The organism is Stenotrophomonas sp. SY1 (genome assembly GCF_021202945.1).
GTDB lineage: Bacteria > Pseudomonadota > Gammaproteobacteria > Xanthomonadales > Xanthomonadaceae > Stenotrophomonas.
The window spans coordinates 188762-207752 of the sequence record NZ_JAJOYR010000003.1 but is presented as its reverse complement, the minus strand read 5'-3'; the positions used below and the strand labels follow the sequence as shown (position 1 = coordinate 207752).

At 65.5% G+C, this 18991-nt stretch carries 17 protein-coding genes; 13 read left to right on the top strand and 4 right to left on the bottom strand.

Features of this window, described 5'->3' with window-relative positions:
* Nucleotides 1-140 precede the first annotated feature (140 nt).
* The 10 genes from mnmG (at nt 141) to LR961_RS18025 (ending at nt 11521) form a co-directional block, all read left to right on the top strand.
* Nucleotides 141-2030 (top strand): tRNA uridine-5-carboxymethylaminomethyl(34) synthesis enzyme MnmG, encoded by a 1890-nt coding sequence (mnmG, locus tag LR961_RS18070; RefSeq protein ID WP_232151363.1) that lies wholly within the window; start codon nt 141-143, stop codon nt 2028-2030.
* Nucleotides 2031-2138: 108 nt separating this feature from the next.
* Nucleotides 2139-2957, top strand: coding sequence for a nucleotidyltransferase domain-containing protein (locus LR961_RS18065; RefSeq protein ID WP_232151362.1), 819 nt, complete (start codon nt 2139-2141; stop codon nt 2955-2957).
* A 72-nt stretch (nt 2958-3029) separates the two neighbouring features.
* Nucleotides 3030-3569 (top strand): gamma carbonic anhydrase family protein, encoded by a 540-nt coding sequence (locus LR961_RS18060; RefSeq protein WP_232151361.1) that lies wholly within the window; start codon nt 3030-3032, stop codon nt 3567-3569.
* Between the two features lie 80 nt (nt 3570-3649).
* Entirely contained in the window at nt 3650-4561 is a 912-nt protein-coding gene (locus LR961_RS18055) for a DUF2167 domain-containing protein (RefSeq protein ID WP_232151360.1), read from the top strand.
* A gap of 169 nt (nt 4562-4730) precedes the next feature.
* Nucleotides 4731-5426, top strand: a complete 696-nt coding sequence (locus tag LR961_RS18050; protein WP_232151359.1) for an RDD family protein — start codon at nt 4731-4733, stop codon at nt 5424-5426.
* Nucleotides 5423-6415 carry a stage II sporulation protein M gene (locus LR961_RS18045; RefSeq protein WP_232151358.1) on the top strand — a complete coding sequence of 331 codons (993 nt, stop codon included), beginning with the start codon at nt 5423-5425 and terminating at the stop codon, nt 6413-6415. Before LR961_RS18050 ends, LR961_RS18045 begins: the two co-directional genes overlap by 4 nt.
* Nucleotides 6405-7955 carry a DUF4129 domain-containing protein gene (locus LR961_RS18040; protein ID WP_232151357.1) on the top strand — a complete coding sequence of 517 codons (1551 nt, stop codon included), beginning with the start codon at nt 6405-6407 and terminating at the stop codon, nt 7953-7955. The genes LR961_RS18045 and LR961_RS18040 overlap by 11 nt, the downstream gene beginning before the upstream one ends.
* A complete protein-coding gene (locus tag LR961_RS18035) occupies nt 7952-9112 on the top strand; it encodes a DUF4350 domain-containing protein (protein WP_232151356.1) in 1161 nt (386 codons plus the stop codon). Before LR961_RS18040 ends, LR961_RS18035 begins: the two co-directional genes overlap by 4 nt.
* Nucleotides 9109-10122, top strand: a complete 1014-nt coding sequence (locus LR961_RS18030; RefSeq protein WP_232151355.1) for a MoxR family ATPase — start codon at nt 9109-9111, stop codon at nt 10120-10122. Before LR961_RS18035 ends, LR961_RS18030 begins: the two co-directional genes overlap by 4 nt.
* Nucleotides 10123-10222: 100 nt before the next feature.
* Nucleotides 10223-11521, top strand: coding sequence for a DUF58 domain-containing protein (locus LR961_RS18025; RefSeq protein WP_232151354.1), 1299 nt, complete (start codon nt 10223-10225; stop codon nt 11519-11521).
* Between the two features lie 372 nt (nt 11522-11893).
* Here the strand turns inward: LR961_RS18025 and LR961_RS18020 are convergent, their stop codons facing one another.
* Genes LR961_RS18020 through LR961_RS18010 form a run of 3 tightly spaced genes read right to left on the bottom strand, consistent with a single transcriptional unit; the run spans nt 11894 to nt 14310 of the window.
* The gene (locus tag LR961_RS18020; protein ID WP_232151353.1) at nt 11894-12550 is read right to left on the bottom strand and encodes a hypothetical protein; all 657 of its coding nucleotides are present in this window, start codon (nt 12548-12550) and stop codon (nt 11894-11896) included.
* A 1-nt stretch (nt 12551) separates the two neighbouring features.
* Nucleotides 12552-13739, bottom strand: coding sequence for a glutathionylspermidine synthase family protein (locus tag LR961_RS18015; RefSeq protein WP_232151352.1), 1188 nt, complete (start codon nt 13737-13739; stop codon nt 12552-12554).
* Nucleotides 13740-13743: 4 nt separating this feature from the next.
* A complete protein-coding gene (locus tag LR961_RS18010; protein WP_232151351.1) occupies nt 13744-14310 on the bottom strand; it encodes a DUF1190 domain-containing protein in 567 nt (188 codons plus the stop codon).
* A gap of 340 nt (nt 14311-14650) precedes the next feature.
* Between LR961_RS18010 and ilvD the strand changes: the two genes are divergently transcribed.
* Both ilvD and LR961_RS18000 read left to right on the top strand, forming a co-directional pair.
* Nucleotides 14651-16489, top strand: coding sequence for a dihydroxy-acid dehydratase (gene ilvD, locus LR961_RS18005; RefSeq protein WP_232151350.1), 1839 nt, complete (start codon nt 14651-14653; stop codon nt 16487-16489).
* 30 nt (nt 16490-16519) lie between these two features.
* A complete protein-coding gene (locus tag LR961_RS18000) occupies nt 16520-17125 on the top strand; it encodes a hypothetical protein (RefSeq protein WP_232151349.1) in 606 nt (201 codons plus the stop codon).
* On the opposite strand, the gene LR961_RS17995 is transcribed toward LR961_RS18000, so the two are convergent.
* Nucleotides 17086-18165, bottom strand: coding sequence for an integron integrase (locus tag LR961_RS17995; protein ID WP_269670805.1), 1080 nt, complete (start codon nt 18163-18165; stop codon nt 17086-17088). The genes LR961_RS18000 and LR961_RS17995 overlap by 40 nt on opposite strands.
* Nucleotides 18166-18346: 181 nt before the next feature.
* Between LR961_RS17995 and LR961_RS17990 the strand changes: the two genes are divergently transcribed.
* Nucleotides 18347-18649 (top strand): hypothetical protein, encoded by a 303-nt coding sequence (locus tag LR961_RS17990; RefSeq protein WP_232151348.1) that lies wholly within the window; start codon nt 18347-18349, stop codon nt 18647-18649.
* Nucleotides 18650-18991 lie beyond the last annotated feature (342 nt).

Here is an 18991-nt window from a genome sequence, read left to right as displayed (position 1 = left end):
TAACTGCACGTTGCGTGCCAACTTTAGGGCCAATCCGATGTCCGGCTGGCATTGGCAGTAAAATCGACATCCACCTGGTCGTACGGCGGGGCACCCCCGCCGACAGGCTTCACACTTTCAGATCCCCCGAAATCACCGTCATGAGCGACTCCTTCTACCGTTACGACGTCATCGTCATCGGCGGCGGCCACGCCGGCACCGAGGCGGCGCTGGCTGCCGCACGTGGCGGAGCCCGCACCCTGCTGCTGACCCACAACGTCGAGACCGTCGGCGCGATGAGCTGCAATCCGGCCATCGGCGGCATCGGCAAGGGCCATCTGGTCAAGGAGATCGATGCGCTGGGCGGGGCCATGGCGCACGCCGCCGACCGCGCCGGCATCCAGTGGCGCACCCTCAACGCCTCCAAGGGCCCGGCCGTGCGGGCAACCCGCTGCCAGGCCGACCGCAACCTATACCGCATGGCGATCCGTGGCATCGTCGAGGCGCAGCCGAACCTGACTGTGTTCCAGGCGGCGGTGGACGACCTGGTGATCGAAGGCGACGCCGTGCGCGGCGCCATCACCCAGACCGGATTGACCTTCCATGCCGCCGCCGTGGTGCTGACCGCCGGCACATTTCTGGCCGGCAAGATCCATATCGGCGAAACCCAGTACACCGCCGGACGCATGGGCGACCCGCCGGCCACCACGCTGGCCGCGCGCCTGCGCGAGCGTCCGTTCGCCATCGACCGGTTGAAGACCGGCACGCCGCCGCGCATCGACGGCCGTTCGCTGGATTACAGCGTGATGGAGGAGCAGCCCGGCGATGAGCCGATGCCGGTGATGTCCTACCTGGGCAATGTCAGCGAGCATCCGCAGCAGGTCAGCTGCTGGATCACCCACACCAGCGAGCGCACCCACGACATCATCCGTGGCGCGCTGCACCGCTCACCGCTATACAGCGGCCAGATCGAAGGCATCGGCCCACGCTATTGCCCGTCCATCGAGGACAAGGTGGTGCGTTTTGCCGAGAAGAACAGCCACCAGATCTTCGTCGAGCCCGAAGGCCTGGACGTGGTGGAGATCTACCCCAACGGCATTTCCACTTCGCTGCCGTTCGATGTGCAGCTGGAACTGGTGCGCAGCATCCGCGGCTTCGAGAACGCGCATATCACCCGCCCCGGCTACGCCATCGAGTACGACTTCTTCGATCCGCGCGGGCTGAAGAACACGCTGGAGACCCGCCAGGTCGCCGGCCTGTTCTTTGCCGGGCAGATCAACGGCACCACCGGTTATGAAGAAGCCGGCGCGCAGGGCCTGCTGGCCGGCATCAACGCCGCGCTGTTCGTGCAGGGCCGCGACGGCTGGTGCCCGCGCCGCGACGAGGCTTATATCGGTGTGCTGGTCGATGACCTGATCACCCACGGCACCAGCGAGCCGTACCGCATGTTCACCAGCCGCGCCGAGTACCGGTTGCAGCTGCGCGAGGACAATGCCGACGTGCGCCTGACCCCGACCGGTCGCGAGCTGGGCCTGGTCGATGAGCGCCGCTGGTCGGCGTTCCAGGCCAAGCAGGAAGCCGTGGCCAACGAGAGCGCACGCCTGCGCAGCCTGTGGGCGACACCAGCCAATGCGCTGGGCCGCGAAGTGGCGCAAGCCACCGGCGTGGCGGTGAGCCGCGAAACCAATGTGCTGGACCTGATCAAGCGCCCGGAACTGGACTACGCCAAGCTGATGCAGGTCGCCTCGCTCGGCCCCGGCGTGGCAGACGCACGCGTCGCCGAGCAGGTCGAAATCAGCGTCAAGTACGCCGGCTATCTGGATCGCCAGCGCGACGAGATCGAACGCCAGCAGCGCCACGAGAACACCACGATTGCCGAAGGCTTCGACTTCACCTCGGTGCGCGGGCTTTCCGCGGAAGCCTTGCAGAAGCTGGAGCGCGTGCGGCCGCAGACGATTGGTCAGGCACAACGCATTCCGGGCATGACCCCCGCCGCGATTTCACTGCTGCTGGTGCATCTGGAGCGGGCGCGTCGCGGCAAGGTGGCCTGAGCGGCGTTACCCCTCCCCAACCCTCCCCTCCGCCTTCGGCGCAAGGGAGGGAGCCAGAAGCAGAATCGGCCTACACTCATCGCCCCACAACGACGAGTACTGCAGGATATGGATATCCATCCGATCGATCCCGACAAGCGCGAAGCGGTGCTCGCCGCTCTGGAGCAGATCGAGCGCCAGCATGACGTGTGCGTGCTGATGGCCTGTGAGTCCGGCAGCCGGGGCTGGGGCTTTTCCTCCCCGGACAGTGACTACGACGCACGCTTCATCTACGTGCATCGGCAACCGTGGTACCTGAGCGTCAACGAACGCACCGGTCCGGGCGAACCGCAGCGCGACGTCATCGAGCTGCCGATCGACGACGAACTCGACATCAGCGGCTGGGACCTGCGCAAGGCGCTGCGCCTGGTTTCCAAGTCCAATCCGACACTCTCCGAGTGGCTGCGCTCGCCCATCCTGTACCGCGGCGACATGCAGGCCATCGCGTCGTTGCGCGAAGCGGTGGAAACCTTCCACTCACCGCTCGGCAGCTGGTGGCATTACTTCAACATGGCCACCACCAACCATCGCGGCTACCTGAAGGGCGAACGGGTACGCACCAAGAAATACCTGTACGTGCTGCGCCCGCTGCTCGCCTGCCAATGGATCGAGAGCGATCCCTCACCGCCGCCAATGGCCTTCGAGGACCTGCTTGATCGGCTGTTGCCGAATGGCCCTGTGCGAACCGCCATCGATCAACTGCTGCAGGTGAAGCGCCGCAGCACCGAGGTCTCGGATGGGCCGCGCATCGCCGCCATCAGCGACTACATCGACGAGCAGTTGCAGCGACGCAGCGACAGTGCTCCGTCATTGCCGGCAGGACAAGGGGATGGAGAAGCACTCGATGCCTTGTTCCGAGGCATGCTGGAACGCCACGCAGCGCGCTGACGCCATGCCGCCGCGTGCTGCGGAAGCGCGCGGTATCATGCATGTCACGCTTTTCAGAACCGGATACCACGCATGACCGCCCTGCGCCCCTTCCTGGACAAGATGCCCGTCATCGGCGAGCGCGTTTACGTGGACCCGGTGTGCACGATCATCGGTGACGTGGAAATCGGCGATGACGCCTCGGTCTGGCCGGGCACGGTGATCCGTGGCGATGTGAATTACATCCGCATCGGCGCGCGTACCAACGTGCAGGACGGCACCATCATCCACGTCAGCCATGACAGCCCCTACAACAAGGGCGGCTATCCGACCCTGATCGGCGAGGGCGTCACCGTCGGCCATGGCTGCATCATCCATGCCTGCACCATCGGCGATTACTGCCTGATCGGCATGGGCGCGTGCATCCTCGATGGCGCGGTGATCGAGGCCAATGCCTTCATCGCCGCCGGTGCGGTGGTCGGCCCGGGCAAGGTGGTGCGCAGCGGCGAGCTGTGGGCGGGCAACCCGGCGCGGTTGATGCGCCAGCTCAGCGAAAAGGACATCGAAGGCCTGCACTACTCGGCCGACCACTACGTCAAGGTCAAGGACCAGTACCGCGGCATGCAGGGCTGATCCCCGGCAACCCATTGCCGACGGAGAAACGGGCGCGCACACTGCGCGTCCGGGCGTGGGGACGCCCATGAGGGATTGACATGAAGTCGATGAAAAAAAGAGCGATGAGCCTGCTGGCCGTTGCCTCTCTGTTGTTTGCCGTTTCGTTTGTTGCCGCCGCCCAGGAAGAAGAAACGGGCATGACGGCCGAGCAGTTCGTGCAGTCGCTGCATTTCCGTAGCGGGCCGATCGAAGTACCCGAGGCCAAGGCCCACTTCACGCTCGACAACGAGTTCCAGTACCTGGACAAGGCCGACGCACGCCGCGTGCTGGAAGAAATGTGGGGCAACCCGCCCGACGACAGCGTGCTGGGCCTGATCGTGCCGCGCTCGGCCGGCCTGACCGCCGATGACAGCTGGGCGGTGGTGGTCACCTACTCCGATGACGGTTACGTGTCCGACGAGGACGCGCACAAGATCGATTACGACGAGCTGCTTTCCTCGATGCAGACCAGCATCCGCGACGCCAATCCCGAGCGCCAGAAGGCCGGCTACGGCACGCTCGATCTGGTTGGCTGGGCAGTGCCGCCGCGTTACGACGCCTCCAGCAAGAAGCTGCACTGGGCGCGCGAGTTGTCGTTCAACGGCGAGCCGGCGCATGTGCTGAACTACGACATCCGCGTACTGGGCCGGCACGGCTACCTGAGCCTCAACGCGGTGTCGGGCATGTCCGAAGTCGCCCTGGTGCGCGAAGGCATGGACCGGCTGCTGCCGATGACCGAGTTCGACCAGGGCGCACGCTACGCCGACCACAACCCCAGCACCGACAAGGTCGCCGCCTACGGCGTTGCCACGTTGATCGGTGGCGGGCTGGCCGCCAAGGCCGGCCTGTTCGCCAAGCTTGGCCTGGTCCTGGCCAAGTTCTGGAAACTGTTGCTGATCGGCCTTCTGTTCCTCGCTGGTGGCGCCCGCAAGCTGTTCAGAGGCAAACGCGACAAGCCCACCGTTCACTGAGCCTCACCCTGCCCGGCCTGCGCCTGCCGCAGGCTGGGTTTTCGCTCCGACCGCAGGTAAAGTCGGCGTCCTGACAGGACGCAGCAGAGATACGAATGCCACAGGCATCCGTCCAGGCTGGACGCCGGACCCCGCGCCATCACGTGCAGATTCCGTCATTGGTAGAGCGATGAGCGCATCGCAGCCGATGCTCGACACGTGGCTGGAAGTCATCACGCCCGAAGGCGTGCCACTGCATTTGCCTGCGGCCGGGCCGGTGCCGCGTGCGCTGGCGTGGCTGATCGACCTGTTGATACGGCTCGGCGTGCTGATACTGATGAGCCCGGTGCTGATGGCGCTGGGTGGCTTCGGCCAGGGCTTGTACCTGGGCCTGATGTTCCTGCTGTTCTGGGCTTACCCCATCGTGCTGGAGGTATGGTTCGGCCGCACCGTGGGCAAGCGGGCGCTGGGACTGCGCGTGGTGGCACGCGACGGTGCGCCGCTGGGATGGATGGCCGCCATCGTGCGCAACCTGCTGCGCACCGTGGACATGCTGCCGTTCGGCTATGCGCTGGGCCTGCTCAGTTGCCTGTGCGATGCACACGGCCGCCGGCTCGGTGACCTGGTCGCCGGCTCGCTGGTGATCCACAACCCGACCCAGCCCAGCGTCGCACCGGCGCGGATCGATACCGTGATCGTGCCGCCAGTGGCATTGCAGCCGGGCGAACAGGCCGCGCTGATCGCCTTTGCCGATCGCGCACCGGCACTGTCGGCACCGCGCCAGCGCGAGCTGGCCGATATCGCCAGCCCGCTGAGCCAGGCCAGGGGCCAGGACGGCGTGCTGCGCCTGTACGCGATGGCCAACTGGTTGCTGGGGCGGCGATGAAGCAGGAACAGTTCGTTACCCGCTACCAGCACGAATGGCGCCAGTTCGAGGACTGGCTTCAGTTCCGTGGCGAAAGCAACGACAAGCAGCGCGGTACGGCCACGGCCGATCTGCCCGGCGACGAAACCATCCCGCAGCGCTACCGGCGCCTGTGCCAGCAGTTGGCGCTGGCCCGTCGCCGTGGTTACAGCCCGCAGCTGGTCGAACGCCTGCAAGAGCTGATGCAGCGCGGGCACAACCTGCTGTACCGCACGCCACGGCCACGCTGGCAGCGCGCGGTGCAGTTCCTGTTTGCCGATTTCCCACAGGTGGTGCGCAGCCAGGCCGGCGCGATGTGGGTGGCGTTCGCCCTGTTCACGGTGCCGCTGGTAGGCATCTTCGTGCTGCTGCAATACAAGCCGGACCTGATCCACATGCTGCTCGACGCGCGCCAGATCGCGCAGAGGGAACAGATGTACGACCCGGCCGCCGACCACCTGGGCCGCGACAGCGGCACCGACTGGGCGATGTTCGGCCACTACATCATGAACAACATCAGCATCGGCCTGCGTACCTTCGCCAGCGGCCTGCTGGCGGGCGTCGGCACGATCCTGGTGCTGGTGTTCAACGGCATCACCATCGGCGCGGTAGCCGGGCATCTGCAGCAGGCAGGTTTCGGCGAGCAGTTCTGGCGCTTCGTGGTCGGCCATGCACCGTTCGAGCTGACCGGCATCGTCATTGCCGGCGGCGCCGGCCTGCAGCTTGGCCTGCGACTGCTGGCACCGGGCCGCAAGCGGCGCATCGACGCGCTGGTGGAAGGCGGAGTGATCGGCGCGCGGCTGTGCCTGGGCGTGGCCTTCATGCTGCTGGTGGCGGCATTCATCGAAGCCTTCTGGTCCTCCATCGCCAGCGTTCCGATGTGGGGCAAGCTGACCGTGTCCGGTGTGCTGTGGACGCTGGTGCTGGTGTGGCTGTGGCGTGGCGGGCGTGGAGGTGCGCATGCGCATTGACCAGCTCAACGTGGCGCTGCGTGCACGTTCGCAATGGGAAGCGATGGAGCTGGGTACCGCGCTGGTGCGGCGCCACGCCGGCGCCATCTGGAAGCCGTGGTTGCTGGTGACGCTTCCGATGTTCGCGTTGCTCAACCTGGCCGGCTGGTGGCTGGATGCCTTCTGGCTTTCGGCGCTGCTGATGTGGTGGCTGAAGCCTGCATTCGAACGCATTCCGCTGTACGTGATTTCGCGCGGCGCGTTCGGTGCCGAACCGAGCACCCGTGAGACCCTGCGCGCGCAATGGAGCTGGGGTTGGCACGGCCTGCTCGCGCACCTGACCTGGCGACGCCTGAGCCCGGCCCGTTCGCTGCTGATGCCGGTGGACCTGCTTGAAGGTGGCGACGCCAGCGCACGCGGTGCACGCCGCAATGCACTGGGCAGTGCCAGCTACGGCCATGCCACGCTGCTGACCTGGACCTGCTGGCATTTCGAGAAGATGCTGCAGCTGGCTGGTATCGCCCTGGTGTTCATGTTCGTGCCGGTGGACCTGCTGCCCGAATCGCTGCGTGCGGCATGGTCGCTGATCGGCACGGACACGCCGGCCTGGGCATCGATCGGCCTGAACCTGCTGCCGTGCGTCGCCATGACCCTGATCGGCCCGTTCTACAGCGGCGCCGGGTTCGGCCTGTATCTCAACCGCCGCACCCAACTGGAAGCCTGGGATGTGGAAATCGCCTTCCGCCGCCTGCGCGAGCGCTTGGCACGTGCCGCACCGATGCTTGCCCTGCTGCTGGCCTTGCTTGCGCCCGTCGCACTGCCGCTGCATGCACAGGAAGCCGAAACAACCGAATCAGAGGCCAAGGCCGAAGTCGTGGCCACACCCGAAACGGTGTTCGGCCGCAGCGATGCCGACGTCGCTGGCTTCCGCCAGGCCGCCGCGCGTGCTTACGAAGACCCGCAGCTGGGCAGCGAACGCACCGTCACCAGCTGGCAGCGCAAGCCCAAAGAAACGACCGACAGCAAGCCGATCGAATTCCCCAACCTGCCCTTCGCCGCGTTGGGCAAAATCTTCGCCTTCATCAGTGAAAGCATCCTGTGGATCGCGCTCGGCGTGCTGGTGGTGATCCTGGCACTCACCGCACGCTGGTGGTTGCCGTGGTTGCCGTGGCTGCGTGGCAGCGGCACACGCAGCAAGCGCGAGGCCGTCGCGCCCGTACAGCACGAAGCCCTGCAACTGCCCGACGTGCTGCCGCCGGACATCCTCGGCAGCGCCCGCCGTCTGTGGCGTGAGGGCAAGCAGCGCCACGCCCTGGCGTTGTTGTACCGTGCCAGCGTCGATGTGCTCAGCGAGCGCGCCGAAGTGGTGTTGCCGCCCGGTGCCACCGAAGCGCAATGCCTGCGCGCGGCGCGGCGCATGCCGCAGGAAGCCGACCGCATCCTGTTCGCGTCCATGGTGCGCACCTGGCAGTACGCCGCCTATGCCGGCCGCCTGCCCAGCCAACACGAATTCGACACCTTGCTCGATGACCTGCAACGCCAGTTCCGGTGGCCGGCATGAGCAACCGTGCGCGCGGCATCCTGATCGCACTGGCAGCGCTGCTGCTGGCGGCACTGGTCGGCATCTGGTTCCTGCACAACTTCGAGCGTCGCAGCAGCCAGGTACCGGTACCGGCTTACGGCGAGCCTACCTACAACCCGCTGTATGCATTACGCGAAACCATCCGCCGAGATGGTGGCAAAGCCGAGTCGCGACGTCGCCTGGATCTGCCTGCCATGGCACTGCAACCCGGCGACACCCTGCTGATGCTGGACGACCCCCGCCAGCTCGCACCTTCGCAGGTGAACGATCTGCTCGACTGGGTGCAGTTCGGTGGTCATCTGCTGCTGCAGGTGCCAGACTCCGACGAAGCACTGGACGGCAATGAACAGGGCCTGCTGGAACGACTGGGCGTGGTCATCAGCGAACAGCCGCCACGCTGCCTGCGCTGGCAGGTGCAGGGCCAAGCTTCGCATCAGGAATTCTGCACCGGCAGCCGCTTCACCCTTGAAGGCAGCACCCGCGTCGAGCGGCACTGGGGCGATGCCGCCGCCAGCGCCGACGGCGGCTCCCTGGCCTGGGCACGCCTGCGCTACGGCACCGGTCGTGTCGACCTGCTGGGCGAAACCGACTTCCTGCGCAACGGCAGCCATGGCCACGACAGCGGGCTGCGGGAAATACCGCATCGCGACCTGACCCGCCTGGTGCTGGCACCGAACTACGGCAAGGGTACCGTCCATCTGATCTACGAGATGGCATTGCCGTCATTGTGGCGAACGCTGCTCACGCGTGGCTGGCCCGTGTGGCTGCCGCTGCTGCTGGCGTTGCTGGCCTGGTTGTGGATGCGCTGCCAGCGCTTCGGCGCGTTGCTGCCATCGCCCCGTGGCGAGCGACGCTCGCTGCTCGAACATGTACGCGCCAGCGGCGAGCACCTGCATCGCTATGGCAAGTCGCCGTTGCTGTACGACGCGGTACGTCAATCGTTCCTCGCGCGCCTGCGCCGTCGTGCGCCGGTCGCCGCCGCACTCAGCGGCGACGCACAGGTGCAGGCCATCGCCGACCATCTGCAATGGCCCATTTCCCGCGTGCAGAGCGCACTGCAGGTTCCGCCCTCGTGGGACGACACCGCGCTGCGCGAACGCATCCGCCTGCTCATCCAGATGAGAAACCAGCTATGACACAGACGCCATTTCCGCCCGCCATTGCTGGCGATGCCGCCACGCCGGCACCGGTCACCACCGACCTGGTCGCGCGCGTGGAGCGCATCCGCGAGGCAGTGGGCCAGGCCTTCATCGGCCAGGCCGAAGTCCTGGACCAGATCCTGATCGCACTGCTGGCCGGCGGCCATGTGCTGATCGAAGGCGTGCCCGGCCTGGGCAAGACGCTGTTGGTGCGCGCATTGGCGCAGGCATTGGAGCTGGACTACGCGCGCGTGCAGTTCACCCCGGACCTGATGCCCAGCGACGTCAGCGGCCACGCGGTCTACGACCCCAAGACCGAGAGCTTCAAGATCCGCCGCGGCCCGGTGTTCACCAACCTGCTGCTGGCCGACGAAATCAACCGCGCCCCGGCCAAGACCCAGTCGGCATTGCTGGAAGTGATGCAGGAAGGCCAGGTCACCATCGAGGGCAAGGCATTCCCGCTCAACCCGCCGTTCCTGACCCTGGCCACGCAGAACCCGATCGAGCAGGAAGGCACCTATCCACTGCCCGAAGCGCAGCTGGACCGCTTCCTGCTCAAGGTGCTGATCGACTACCCGCAGCTGGAGGACGAAAAACGCATGGTGCAGGCCATCACCACCGGCCGCACAGCGAGCGACTTCAACCTGTCGCAGGTGCCGCGCGTACTTAACGCCGGTGAAGTGGTGGCATTGCAGAAGGCCGTGGCTGCGATCACCGTTGACCCGGAAGTGATCGACTATGCCGTGCGCATCGTTGCCACCACCCGCAAGTGGCCGGGCATCGCGCTGGGTGCCGGCCCCCGCGGCAGCATTGCGCTGGTGCGCGCCGCACGCGCGCAGGCGGTGCTGTCCGGGCGCGACTTCGTCACCCCCGACGACGTGCGTGAGATCGCCAAGCCGGCCCTGCGCCACCGCATCGCGCTGGCGCCGGAACTGCAGATCGAAGGCCAATCGGCTGACGACGCCCTCACCGCATTGCTGGCCAAGGTCGAGGCACCGCGCAAGTGAGCCACCGCGCGGCCACCGCTCCTGCCCCCTCCCTTCTGCGCGCAGTGCAACGGGGAGGTGCCTTCCTTGCGCTGCGCGTAGCACACGGGGAGAGCACCCTGTGAGGCCCGCGCCACTGCTGATCACGCTGCTGGTGCTGTGGGGCCTGCTCGGCCTTGCCGTGGCCCTGCATTACCTGCCGATGCCGGCATGGAGCGTCGCTGCCGGCGTGATCGCGCTGCTCAGCCTGATCGACCTGCTGCTGCTTTGGCGTCGCCCTACTCCGGGCGTCCGCCGCGAGCTGCCGGACGCGCTGGCCTTGGGCATCGAACGCGAAACCTGGCTGCAACTGGATTCGTTCGGGCGCCAGCGCGTGGATGTGTACGACCTCGTCCCCGATGGCTGGCCCAACACCGGCCTGCCGCGCACGATGACATTGAAACCCGCCAGCGAAGCCCGTTTCAGTTACCGGCTGACCCCGACCAACCGCGGCACCTTCGTGTTCGACGGTGTGCACCTGCGACTGCATTCGCCGCTGCGGCTGTGGCGGCAACGGCGCACTGCGGGCACGCCGCAGACCGTGCGCGTCTATCCCAACTTCGCGCCGCTCACGCGCATGGCGCTGCTCAGCGCGGAGATGGCGTCGCGCCTGGTCGGCGCGCACCTCAAGCGGCGCCGTGGTGAAGGCACCGATTTCCACCAGATGCGCGAGTACCGCGTCGGCGACAGCCTGCGCCAGATCGACTGGAAAGCCACTGCACGGGCGCGCAAGCTGATCTCGCGCGAATACCAGGACGAGAAGAACCAGCAGCTGGTGATGATGATCGACACCGGCCGGCGCATGATGGCCAACGAAGGCGGTCTGTCGCATTTCGACCATGTGCTCAACGCCTCACTGGTGGTGTCCTATCTGGCGTTGCGCCAGGGCGATGGGGTCGGACTGTTCGCCAGCGGTGGTGACAGCCGCTGGGTAGCGCCGCAGCGCGGACTGGGCGCGATCGACGCGCTGCTGCGTGCCAGCTTTGATCTGCAACCGCAGCCGGTCGCCACCGATTACCTGGCCGCCGCCACCGAACTGTCGCTGCGCCACTCGCGCCGCTGCCTGGTGATGCTGGTCACCAACGTGCGCGACGAGGACATCGAGGACCTGCTCGCCGCAGTGAGGCTGCTGCAGAAGCGTCACCTGGTGTGCGTGGCCAGCCTGCGCGAGCGCGAGCTGGACCAGGCGCTGGTGCGCGACGTCGAAACCCTGCCCGATGCCGTGCAGGCCGGCGCCATCGCGCGTTATCTGCAACAGCGCGCCGACGCGCACGAAGCCCTGCGCAGTCACCGGGTGATGGTGCTGGACGTCACTGCCGAGGAACTGCCGGCTGCACTCGTCGAGCGCTACCTCGCGGTCAAGCGCGACGGATTGTTGTAATCACCACGTTTCCCACGCCGCCGTAGGAGCGGCCTCGGCCGCGAGGCCACAGATGCATCCGCTGCCGGGAAGCACGCAACGGCAGCGCATGCCGCATCGGCTTGTTTGAGGCGGAAACGCGCAACCCCTCCCCAACCCTCCCCTCCGCTTCGCGCAAGGGAGGGGGCCAGTCACGTAGCCTGACAGTTCGCGAGCTGGCCGCTGTTGCCCACTCCCTTTGGCGCAGCCAAGGGGGGGCTGGGGAGGGGTAGCCTTTCACCTCGTAAAAGCGCTTTCAGGCGCGAAACCGGCGATGCTGCAAACAGCAGAAACATCCACCCGCAGACAGCACCCGGGCTTCCCGGCCAAGGCCGCTCCGACCGCGCCGGGCAATCACTCCGGCAGCCGCTGCAACAACCTCTCCAACGCCCGCTCCAACAGCGCACGGTGCCGCGCCAGCTTCATCCAGGTGGGCAAGCGCGAAATCATCGAGGCGTTGTGCACACCGCCGCGCTCTCGCAGCTTTGATACGGCAAACACCTGCAGCGCCTGCACATGGGCCGCGTTGTACGCCCACACCACGCCGGCACGCGTGGACTCGACCAGGTGCAATGGCAGGCCGAAATGCGGATCCGCCGGCGAGCCGTCGCGCACGCGGCTCATGCCGACCGCCACATCGCATTGCCGTCCACATTGCCTGCAGGTGCCTGGCAGGCTGTTCAGCGCATCATGGGCGGCACTGGCGCGCTGCTCACACACGGACACCCATTGGTAACCGCAGTAGCCACAGGGGCGGCGCCCGCTGTACCTGACCTGCCCTACCCATGTGCCTTCGGCGCTATCCAGCGACAGGCTGCAACCGGTGCAGCGGAAGCGCGCCGTCCAGTGGTACGGCTGCCACTGCGCCAACACCCAGCCTTCCTTTCCACAGCGGTGGCAGCGCACCGCGATCCGGTCGGCATACGAAGCCAGGTGCCGGCCATCATCGAAATGACGGCCGGGCACCACCTGCGTGCGGCCCTGGCTTCCCGGGGGACGACGCAATGCCATCTCAGACGTAGATCCGCGTACTTCCCTGCGGAGCGTCATCGATGATCGCGTGCGGCAGGAAGCGGGCGCTGTCGCGGGTAATGCGGCTGTTGTCCTCACGCACGCCAATGCCGCAGGCACGGTCGCCGACCACCCAGCTACCCACCAAGGGATAGTTACCGTCGAAGGTCGGCAGTGCATGGAACGCCTGGCGGATGCTCGGCCCCGTGTACGGGCCTTCGCTTTCCTGCCAGCTGCCGTCGGCCATGTGCATGGCCACGTTGGCACCTTCGCGCGAATGCAGCGGCTTGCGCACCCAACCCGCGGGCAACGCACTGCCGTCATCGAAATGCGACTCCAGCAGGTTGGGATGACCGCGATGACGCTGCCACAACAACGGCAGGATGCCCTTGTTGCTCAGCACCGCCTTCCATGCCGGCTCCAGCAGCTGCACGCCCGAACGCGGCAACGCCGCGCCAAACTCCTCGCGCATCAGGTCTTCCAGCGGATACAGCTTGAACAGGCTGCCGATCACCACGTCGTCCAGGTCGGTGAAACGGCCGTCGGCAGAAAGACCGATGTCCTCGATTGCGATGGCTGCACCGTGCAACCCGGCTTGTGCCGCACAGTCACGCAGGTAATCGACCGTGCCCTGGTCCTCGGTCGATTCACCCACCGCACTGAAATACAGCGGCGGCGGCAAGCGCGAGGTCAGTTCGGCAAAGCGTTCCACCAACGCTTCATGGATGGAATTGAACTGGTCGGCCTGCTGCGGCAACGCGCCACGATTGCGCTGGTCTTCCAGCCACTGCCACTGGAAGAACGAAGCCTCGTACAACGACGTGGGCGTGTCGTAGTTCAGTTCGTAGAGCTTGGCCGGGCCGGTGCCGTCGTAGGCAAAATCGAGACGACCGTACAGATGCGGGTCGCGGCGGCGCCAGCTTTCGGCAATCCAGTCGCGGAACGCTTCGGGGATGGCCAGCTGCGTCATCAACGCTTCGCTGGCCACCACCTCGCCCACCAGGTCCAGCGCCATCGCATGCAGCTCGGCGCTGGGGTCTTCCAGGTCGTTCTCGATCTGGCGCAGGGTGAAGGCGTAATACGCGGTTTCATCCCAGTACGGCGCGCCATCGATGGTGTGGAAACGAAAACCGGCCTCGGTGGCACGAGCGCGCCAGTTGCCGCGCTCGGCAATTGCAATACGCCTCACTGCATCAACCGCCGACGCTGCTGCGGCCACCGCTGCGCGCACCGAAGCCGCCACGGCTGGCAGTCACGGCACGGTTCGGCTCACTGGTCACCGGCGCCAGGCCGGCCTTGCCGGCACCGATGCCGCTGCCGGTGTTCAGGCCGCCGGTGCCGCCCGGCGCGGCCGGCTTGGCCCAACCGTTGGCGTTGTCCTTGAAGGCCGGCTGCGCGGCCGGCGGTGCCGCCACGGCGCCACGGCCGCTGTTGAGCATCTGCGACATGAAGAAGCCCATCATCATCGGCCCGATGAACGAAGTGCCGGCGCTGGTCTGCTGCTGAACGCACTGCTCGGCCGGGTATTCCTTGGCGCACTCTTCCTTGCTGGCGTACTTGGGCGCCGCATCGGCCGACTGCTGCTGCGCGGTGGCAAATGCCTGGCGGCAGCTGGACGGATCGCCCGTGGCCTCGCTGCAGGCCTCCACCGAGGTGTACAGCCCTTCCTTGACCTGCACCGTTTCTTCCTTCTGGCAGGCGGTGAACAGCAGTGGCGCGGCGCTCATCAGCAGCAGCGCGGTGGTCCTGGATCGCTTCATGGTCGATTCCCCGTGAAAGTTGTTTCCGAATGATGCCTGATCCGGCCTGGGAGGCGTAAATCGGCACAGTCCCAAAGCTGAACCGGTTTTCAGGTGCGCCCGGGTAGGAGCGGCCTCGGCTGCGAAGCTGGTGAAGGTACCGGTCGAAGGCGTGACTGCAATTGCAGGCGTCAGACATACGGAAGGGCTCCTGGCTTCGCGGCTGAAGCCGCTCCTACGCGCCTGCGGCGCCTCGGTATCGTCCAACCGTTCCACCCCGCCGGATGGTTGCAACAGCAACCGGGATCTTCATGCAGAATCGATGCCACTGCGTTTCTGCCAGCCCGTACCTGCTCGCCCCATGCCTGAATACCGCTCAAAAACCTCCACCGCCGGCCGCAACATGGCCGGCGCCCGCGCCCTGTGGCGCGCCACCGGCATGACCGACGGCGATTTCCACAAGCCGATTGTCGCGGTGGTCAACTCCTTCACCCAGTTCGTGCCCGGCCACGTGCACCTGAAGGACCTCGGCCAGCTCGTCGCACGCGAGATCGAAGCAGCCGGTGGCGTGGCCAAGGAATTCAACACCATCGCCGTGGACGACGGCATCGCCATGGGCCACGACGGCATGCTGTATTCGCTGCCCAGTCGCGAGATCATCGCCGACTCGGTCGAATACATGGCCAATGCACATTGCGCCGACGCGCTGGTGTGCATTTCCAACTGCGACAAGATCACCCCCGGCATGTTGATGGCTGCGTTGCGCCTGAACATTCCGGCCGTGTTCGTGTCCGGCGGTCCGATGGAAGCAGGCAAGACCAAGCTGGCCGATCACAAGCTGGACCTGATCGATGCGATGGTCGCTGCCGGTGACGAGGCGGTCAGCGATGAGCAGGTCGCCGCCATCGAACGCAGCGCCTGCCCCACCTGCGGTTCGTGCTCGGGCATGTTCACCGCCAACTCGATGAACTGCCTGACCGAAGCGCTGGGCCTGTCGCTGCCGGGTAACGGCACCGTGGTGGCAACACACAGCGATCGCGAGGCGTTGTTCAAGCGCGCCGGCCGCCTGATCGTCGAGCTGTGCCACCGCTGGTACGGCGGCGAGGAAGCCAACGTGCTGCCACGCGGCATTGCCACGTTCGAGGCATTCGAGAATGCAATGACGCTGGATATCGCCATGGGCGGCTCCACCAACACCATCCTGCACCTGCTGGCCGCCGCGCAGGAAGCCGAAGTGGCGTTCGACCAGCGCGACATCGACCGTCTGTCGCGACGCGTACCGCAGTTGTGCAAGGTGGCGCCGAACACGCAGAAGTATCACATCGAAGACGTGCATCGCGCCGGCGGCATCATGGCCATCCTGGGCGAACTTGCACGCGGTGGCCTGCTGCATACCGACGCAGCCACCGTGCACAGCCGCACGCTCGGCGCAGCCATCGCGCAATGGGATGTCACCCAAACCAAGGACCAGACCGTCCATCAGTTCTACAAGGCCGGCCCGGCGGGCATCCCGACGCAGGTGGCTTTCAGCCAGTCCACGCGCTGGCCGTCGCTGGATGTTGACCGCGCCGAAGGCTGCATCCGCGACGTGGCCCACGCCTTCTCCAACGAAGGCGGGCTGGCCGTGTTGTATGGAAACCTCGCCGCCGATGGCTGCGTGGTGAAGACCGCCGGTGTGGACGAATCCATCCACGTGTTCGAAGGCAATGCACGCGTCTACGAAAGCCAGGACGCTGCGGTGAAGGGCATCCTCGGCAACGAGGTGCAGGCCGCCGACGTGGTGGTGATCCGCTACGAAGGCCCCAAGGGTGGCCCGGGCATGCAGGAAATGCTTTACCCGACCAGCTATCTCAAATCCAAAGGTCTGGGCAAAGCCTGCGCGCTGCTCACCGACGGTCGTTTCTCCGGTGGCACGTCGGGCCTGAGCATCGGCCACTGTTCACCGGAAGCAGCTGCTGGCGGCGCCATAGGCCTGGTCCGCGATGGCGACCGCATCCGCATCGACATCCCGCAACGTGGCATCAATCTGCTGGTGGATGAGGCCGAGCTTGCACGCCGTCGCAGCGAACAGGATGCAACCGGCTGGAAGCCAGCCGAACTGCGTCCACGCAAGGTCACCACCGCGCTCAAGGCCTATGCGTTGTTGGCCACCAGCGCCGACAAGGGCGCCGTGCGCGACAAGGCATTGCTCGACGGTTGACGCGCCCCTTGAGGGCGGCAGACTGGTGGCATGAATACCATTCCACCCTGCCCGCCCTCACTCCCGCTCCAGGCGACCTGTCATTGGAACGATCAGCCCTACCGGCTGACCGAAGCACAGCTGGGTGCGTTCGTGGACGAACGCGCTCCTGCCCTCGTCTGGGATTTCGACATCCAGGCCGAACGCATCGACCCCGATGACACGCTGCTGGACGAAGACGCACTGCCACCGGACAGCCTGCACCTGCGCATCCACGACTGCCCCGCCTTCCACAGTGGTCCGGGTGAAGTGATGCGATGGAGCGATATCGCCGGCAAACGCATTGAACTGACCCAGAAGGACGAGCCTGAAGTGCTGGTCTACACCGGCGAGCATCTCGGCCTGACCGACGGCGCGTTCGAGCTGCGCGAGATCGACGGCCGCCTGTGGATCCACCTGCACGGACACTGCGATGGCATGCATGGGCCGGCGCATATCGTGCTGGATGCACCATTGGATTTCACCAGCATCGCCTGCGGCCGCCGTACCGAGGAGCAGGCCTGTGAGCTTATAGCCCGGGTCGTCGATCCCGCCCGCTACACGTTCGAATGCGACCGCTATGGGGTGGCGCGTTTCACGCCGATTTCCGGCGAGTGAGCTTCATCCTGCGCCGCAGGCACTGCCGGTGGCGACGCAGGCAGGCGATCCAGTGGGCTGAGCAGGCCTCCCGCACCGCGACCCAGCACATGGGTATAAAGCTGCGTGGTGGCCACGTCCTTGTGCCCGAGCAGTTCCTGCAGGGTGCGGATATCGCACCCTGCATCCAACAAATGCGTGGCGAACGAATGGCGCAAGGTATGGCAGGTCGCCGGCTTGAGAATGCCCACCTGCTGCCGTGCACGCTTTACCGCCCGTTGCAGTGCCTCCTCACTGACATGGTGTCGCCCGCATCGCCCCGTGCGCGGGTCGCGCGATACTTTGCTGGAGGGAAACAGATACTGCCAACCCGGCTCCCTGTCCGCGTTGGGATACTTGCGCGCAAGTGCATGCGGCAGATGCACCCGTCCTCTTCCAGCAGCCAGATCCGAGGCATGCAGCAGCAGCACCCGGGCACGTTGCCGTTGCAACGGCCCGCTCAATGACAACGGCAGCGGCACGCGGCGGTCCTTGTTGCCCTTGCCGCTACGCACACAGATTCCTGCGCGCGCGAAGTCCACATCCTTGACCCTCAGGCGCAGGCATTCCATCAAACGCATGCCGCTTCCGTACAACAATCGCACCATCATCGCCGTGGTGCCTTCCGGCATCGCCGCGAAAAGGCAGCCAACCTCGTCAACGGAAAGCACCACGGGCAGGCGCTTGGGTCGTTTCGCGCGCACCACACTCTCCATCCAGGGCAGTTGAACCCCCAGCACTTCGCGATACAGAAACAGCAGCGCCGCCTGGGCCTGGTTCTGCGTCGAAGCAGCGACGTTCCCTTCGGTTGCCAATGCACTGAGGAACGCCGCAACCTCATCGCTTCCCATCTCTATTGGATGACGCTTGCCATTGGCCAGGATGAAGCGCCGGATCCATCCCACGTAGGCCTGTTCGGTACGACGGCTGTAATGCCGCACGCAGATCTGTTGGCGCACCTGATCCAGAAGCTTTGGCGGTCGGCTGTGTATTACGCCGGACGAAACGGGGGTGTAATCCATATCACGGCCCTCAAGCGGTAGTTTTCTGCGAGCCTGGGGCCAAGGTCCTTCAGCGGGGATGGGTTAATTGATTGATTTTCAGTGAGAATTTATTGGTTTGAAACCTGTCCGGAACCGGCGATACTCGTGCTACACCGCTGTTCGGCGGTCTACTTAGAGTTAGGTTGTCAAGAGCGATCCCATGCAATCACTGATACCGCTGGTACAGATTCAAGTCATCCTAGGCTTCATTTGCGGGGTCATCATTCTCTGTCTGCAGATTCGCGCCTATCGCAAGCACAAACATAAATTCTTCCTTACGTTGGCCAACTCCACGATCTTCGCCTTCGCAGCCTCTGCCTTGGCTAGTTATCCATACTTCTTTTCATCGAGTGAGAGTCAAGCGTTGAATCTGTACCACCTCTCCATCCCTCTTGGAGCGCTAGCAACTATTCTGGCTACCTGGGGTAGCTTCCAGCTCTTCCGCTCTTATGATCAAAAGTAAGGCCCGCTTGAGGTGGCAACCTAACAATTCGCTCAAGGCGAAGCCGCTTCGCGGCTCGCCTTAACTCTGGCGTTAGGCATCTTGTGAACCATCTCGCATATCCAGCCAACTGCCCTTCTTGCGGATCGGTGAGCATTGCACGGATCGTGTATGGCTTCGTCGACATTCTTCCGCTGGAAAGTGAGTTGTCCTCCGGAAAAGCTGTCCTGGGTGGCTGCGACGTCTCGGAAACATCCCATCAATGGCATTGCAATTCCTGCAATTGCGAATGGGGTATTACCGAGCTGGCACCGACCCTAGCGGAACTTCGCCTCAAATCCGAGACAGCACGCGCCAAACGGG

Excerpts from the sequence above, each read along its gene's own strand:
- mnmG (WP_232151363.1), top strand. The coding sequence starts at position 141 with ATGAGCGACTCCTTCTACCGTTACGACGTCATCGTCATCGGCGGCGGC.
- LR961_RS18065 (WP_232151362.1), top strand. The coding sequence starts at position 2,139 with ATGGATATCCATCCGATCGATCCCGACAAGCGCGAAGCGGTGCTCGCC.
- LR961_RS18060 (WP_232151361.1), top strand. The coding sequence starts at position 3,030 with ATGACCGCCCTGCGCCCCTTCCTGGACAAGATGCCCGTCATCGGCGAG.
- LR961_RS18055 (WP_232151360.1), top strand. The coding sequence starts at position 3,650 with ATGAAGTCGATGAAAAAAAGAGCGATGAGCCTGCTGGCCGTTGCCTCT.
- LR961_RS18050 (WP_232151359.1), top strand. The coding sequence starts at position 4,731 with ATGAGCGCATCGCAGCCGATGCTCGACACGTGGCTGGAAGTCATCACG.
- LR961_RS18045 (WP_232151358.1), top strand. The coding sequence starts at position 5,423 with ATGAAGCAGGAACAGTTCGTTACCCGCTACCAGCACGAATGGCGCCAG.
- LR961_RS18040 (WP_232151357.1), top strand. The coding sequence starts at position 6,405 with ATGCGCATTGACCAGCTCAACGTGGCGCTGCGTGCACGTTCGCAATGG.
- LR961_RS18035 (WP_232151356.1), top strand. The coding sequence starts at position 7,952 with ATGAGCAACCGTGCGCGCGGCATCCTGATCGCACTGGCAGCGCTGCTG.
- LR961_RS18030 (WP_232151355.1), top strand. The coding sequence starts at position 9,109 with ATGACACAGACGCCATTTCCGCCCGCCATTGCTGGCGATGCCGCCACG.
- LR961_RS18020 (WP_232151353.1), bottom strand. The coding sequence starts at position 12,550 with ATGGCATTGCGTCGTCCCCCGGGAAGCCAGGGCCGCACGCAGGTGGTG.
- LR961_RS18010 (WP_232151351.1), bottom strand. The coding sequence starts at position 14,310 with ATGAAGCGATCCAGGACCACCGCGCTGCTGCTGATGAGCGCCGCGCCA.
- ilvD (WP_232151350.1), top strand. The coding sequence starts at position 14,651 with ATGCCTGAATACCGCTCAAAAACCTCCACCGCCGGCCGCAACATGGCC.
- LR961_RS18000 (WP_232151349.1), top strand. The coding sequence starts at position 16,520 with ATGAATACCATTCCACCCTGCCCGCCCTCACTCCCGCTCCAGGCGACC.
- LR961_RS17995 (WP_269670805.1), bottom strand. The coding sequence starts at position 18,165 with ATGGATTACACCCCCGTTTCGTCCGGCGTAATACACAGCCGACCGCCA.
- LR961_RS17990 (WP_232151348.1), top strand. The coding sequence starts at position 18,347 with ATGCAATCACTGATACCGCTGGTACAGATTCAAGTCATCCTAGGCTTC.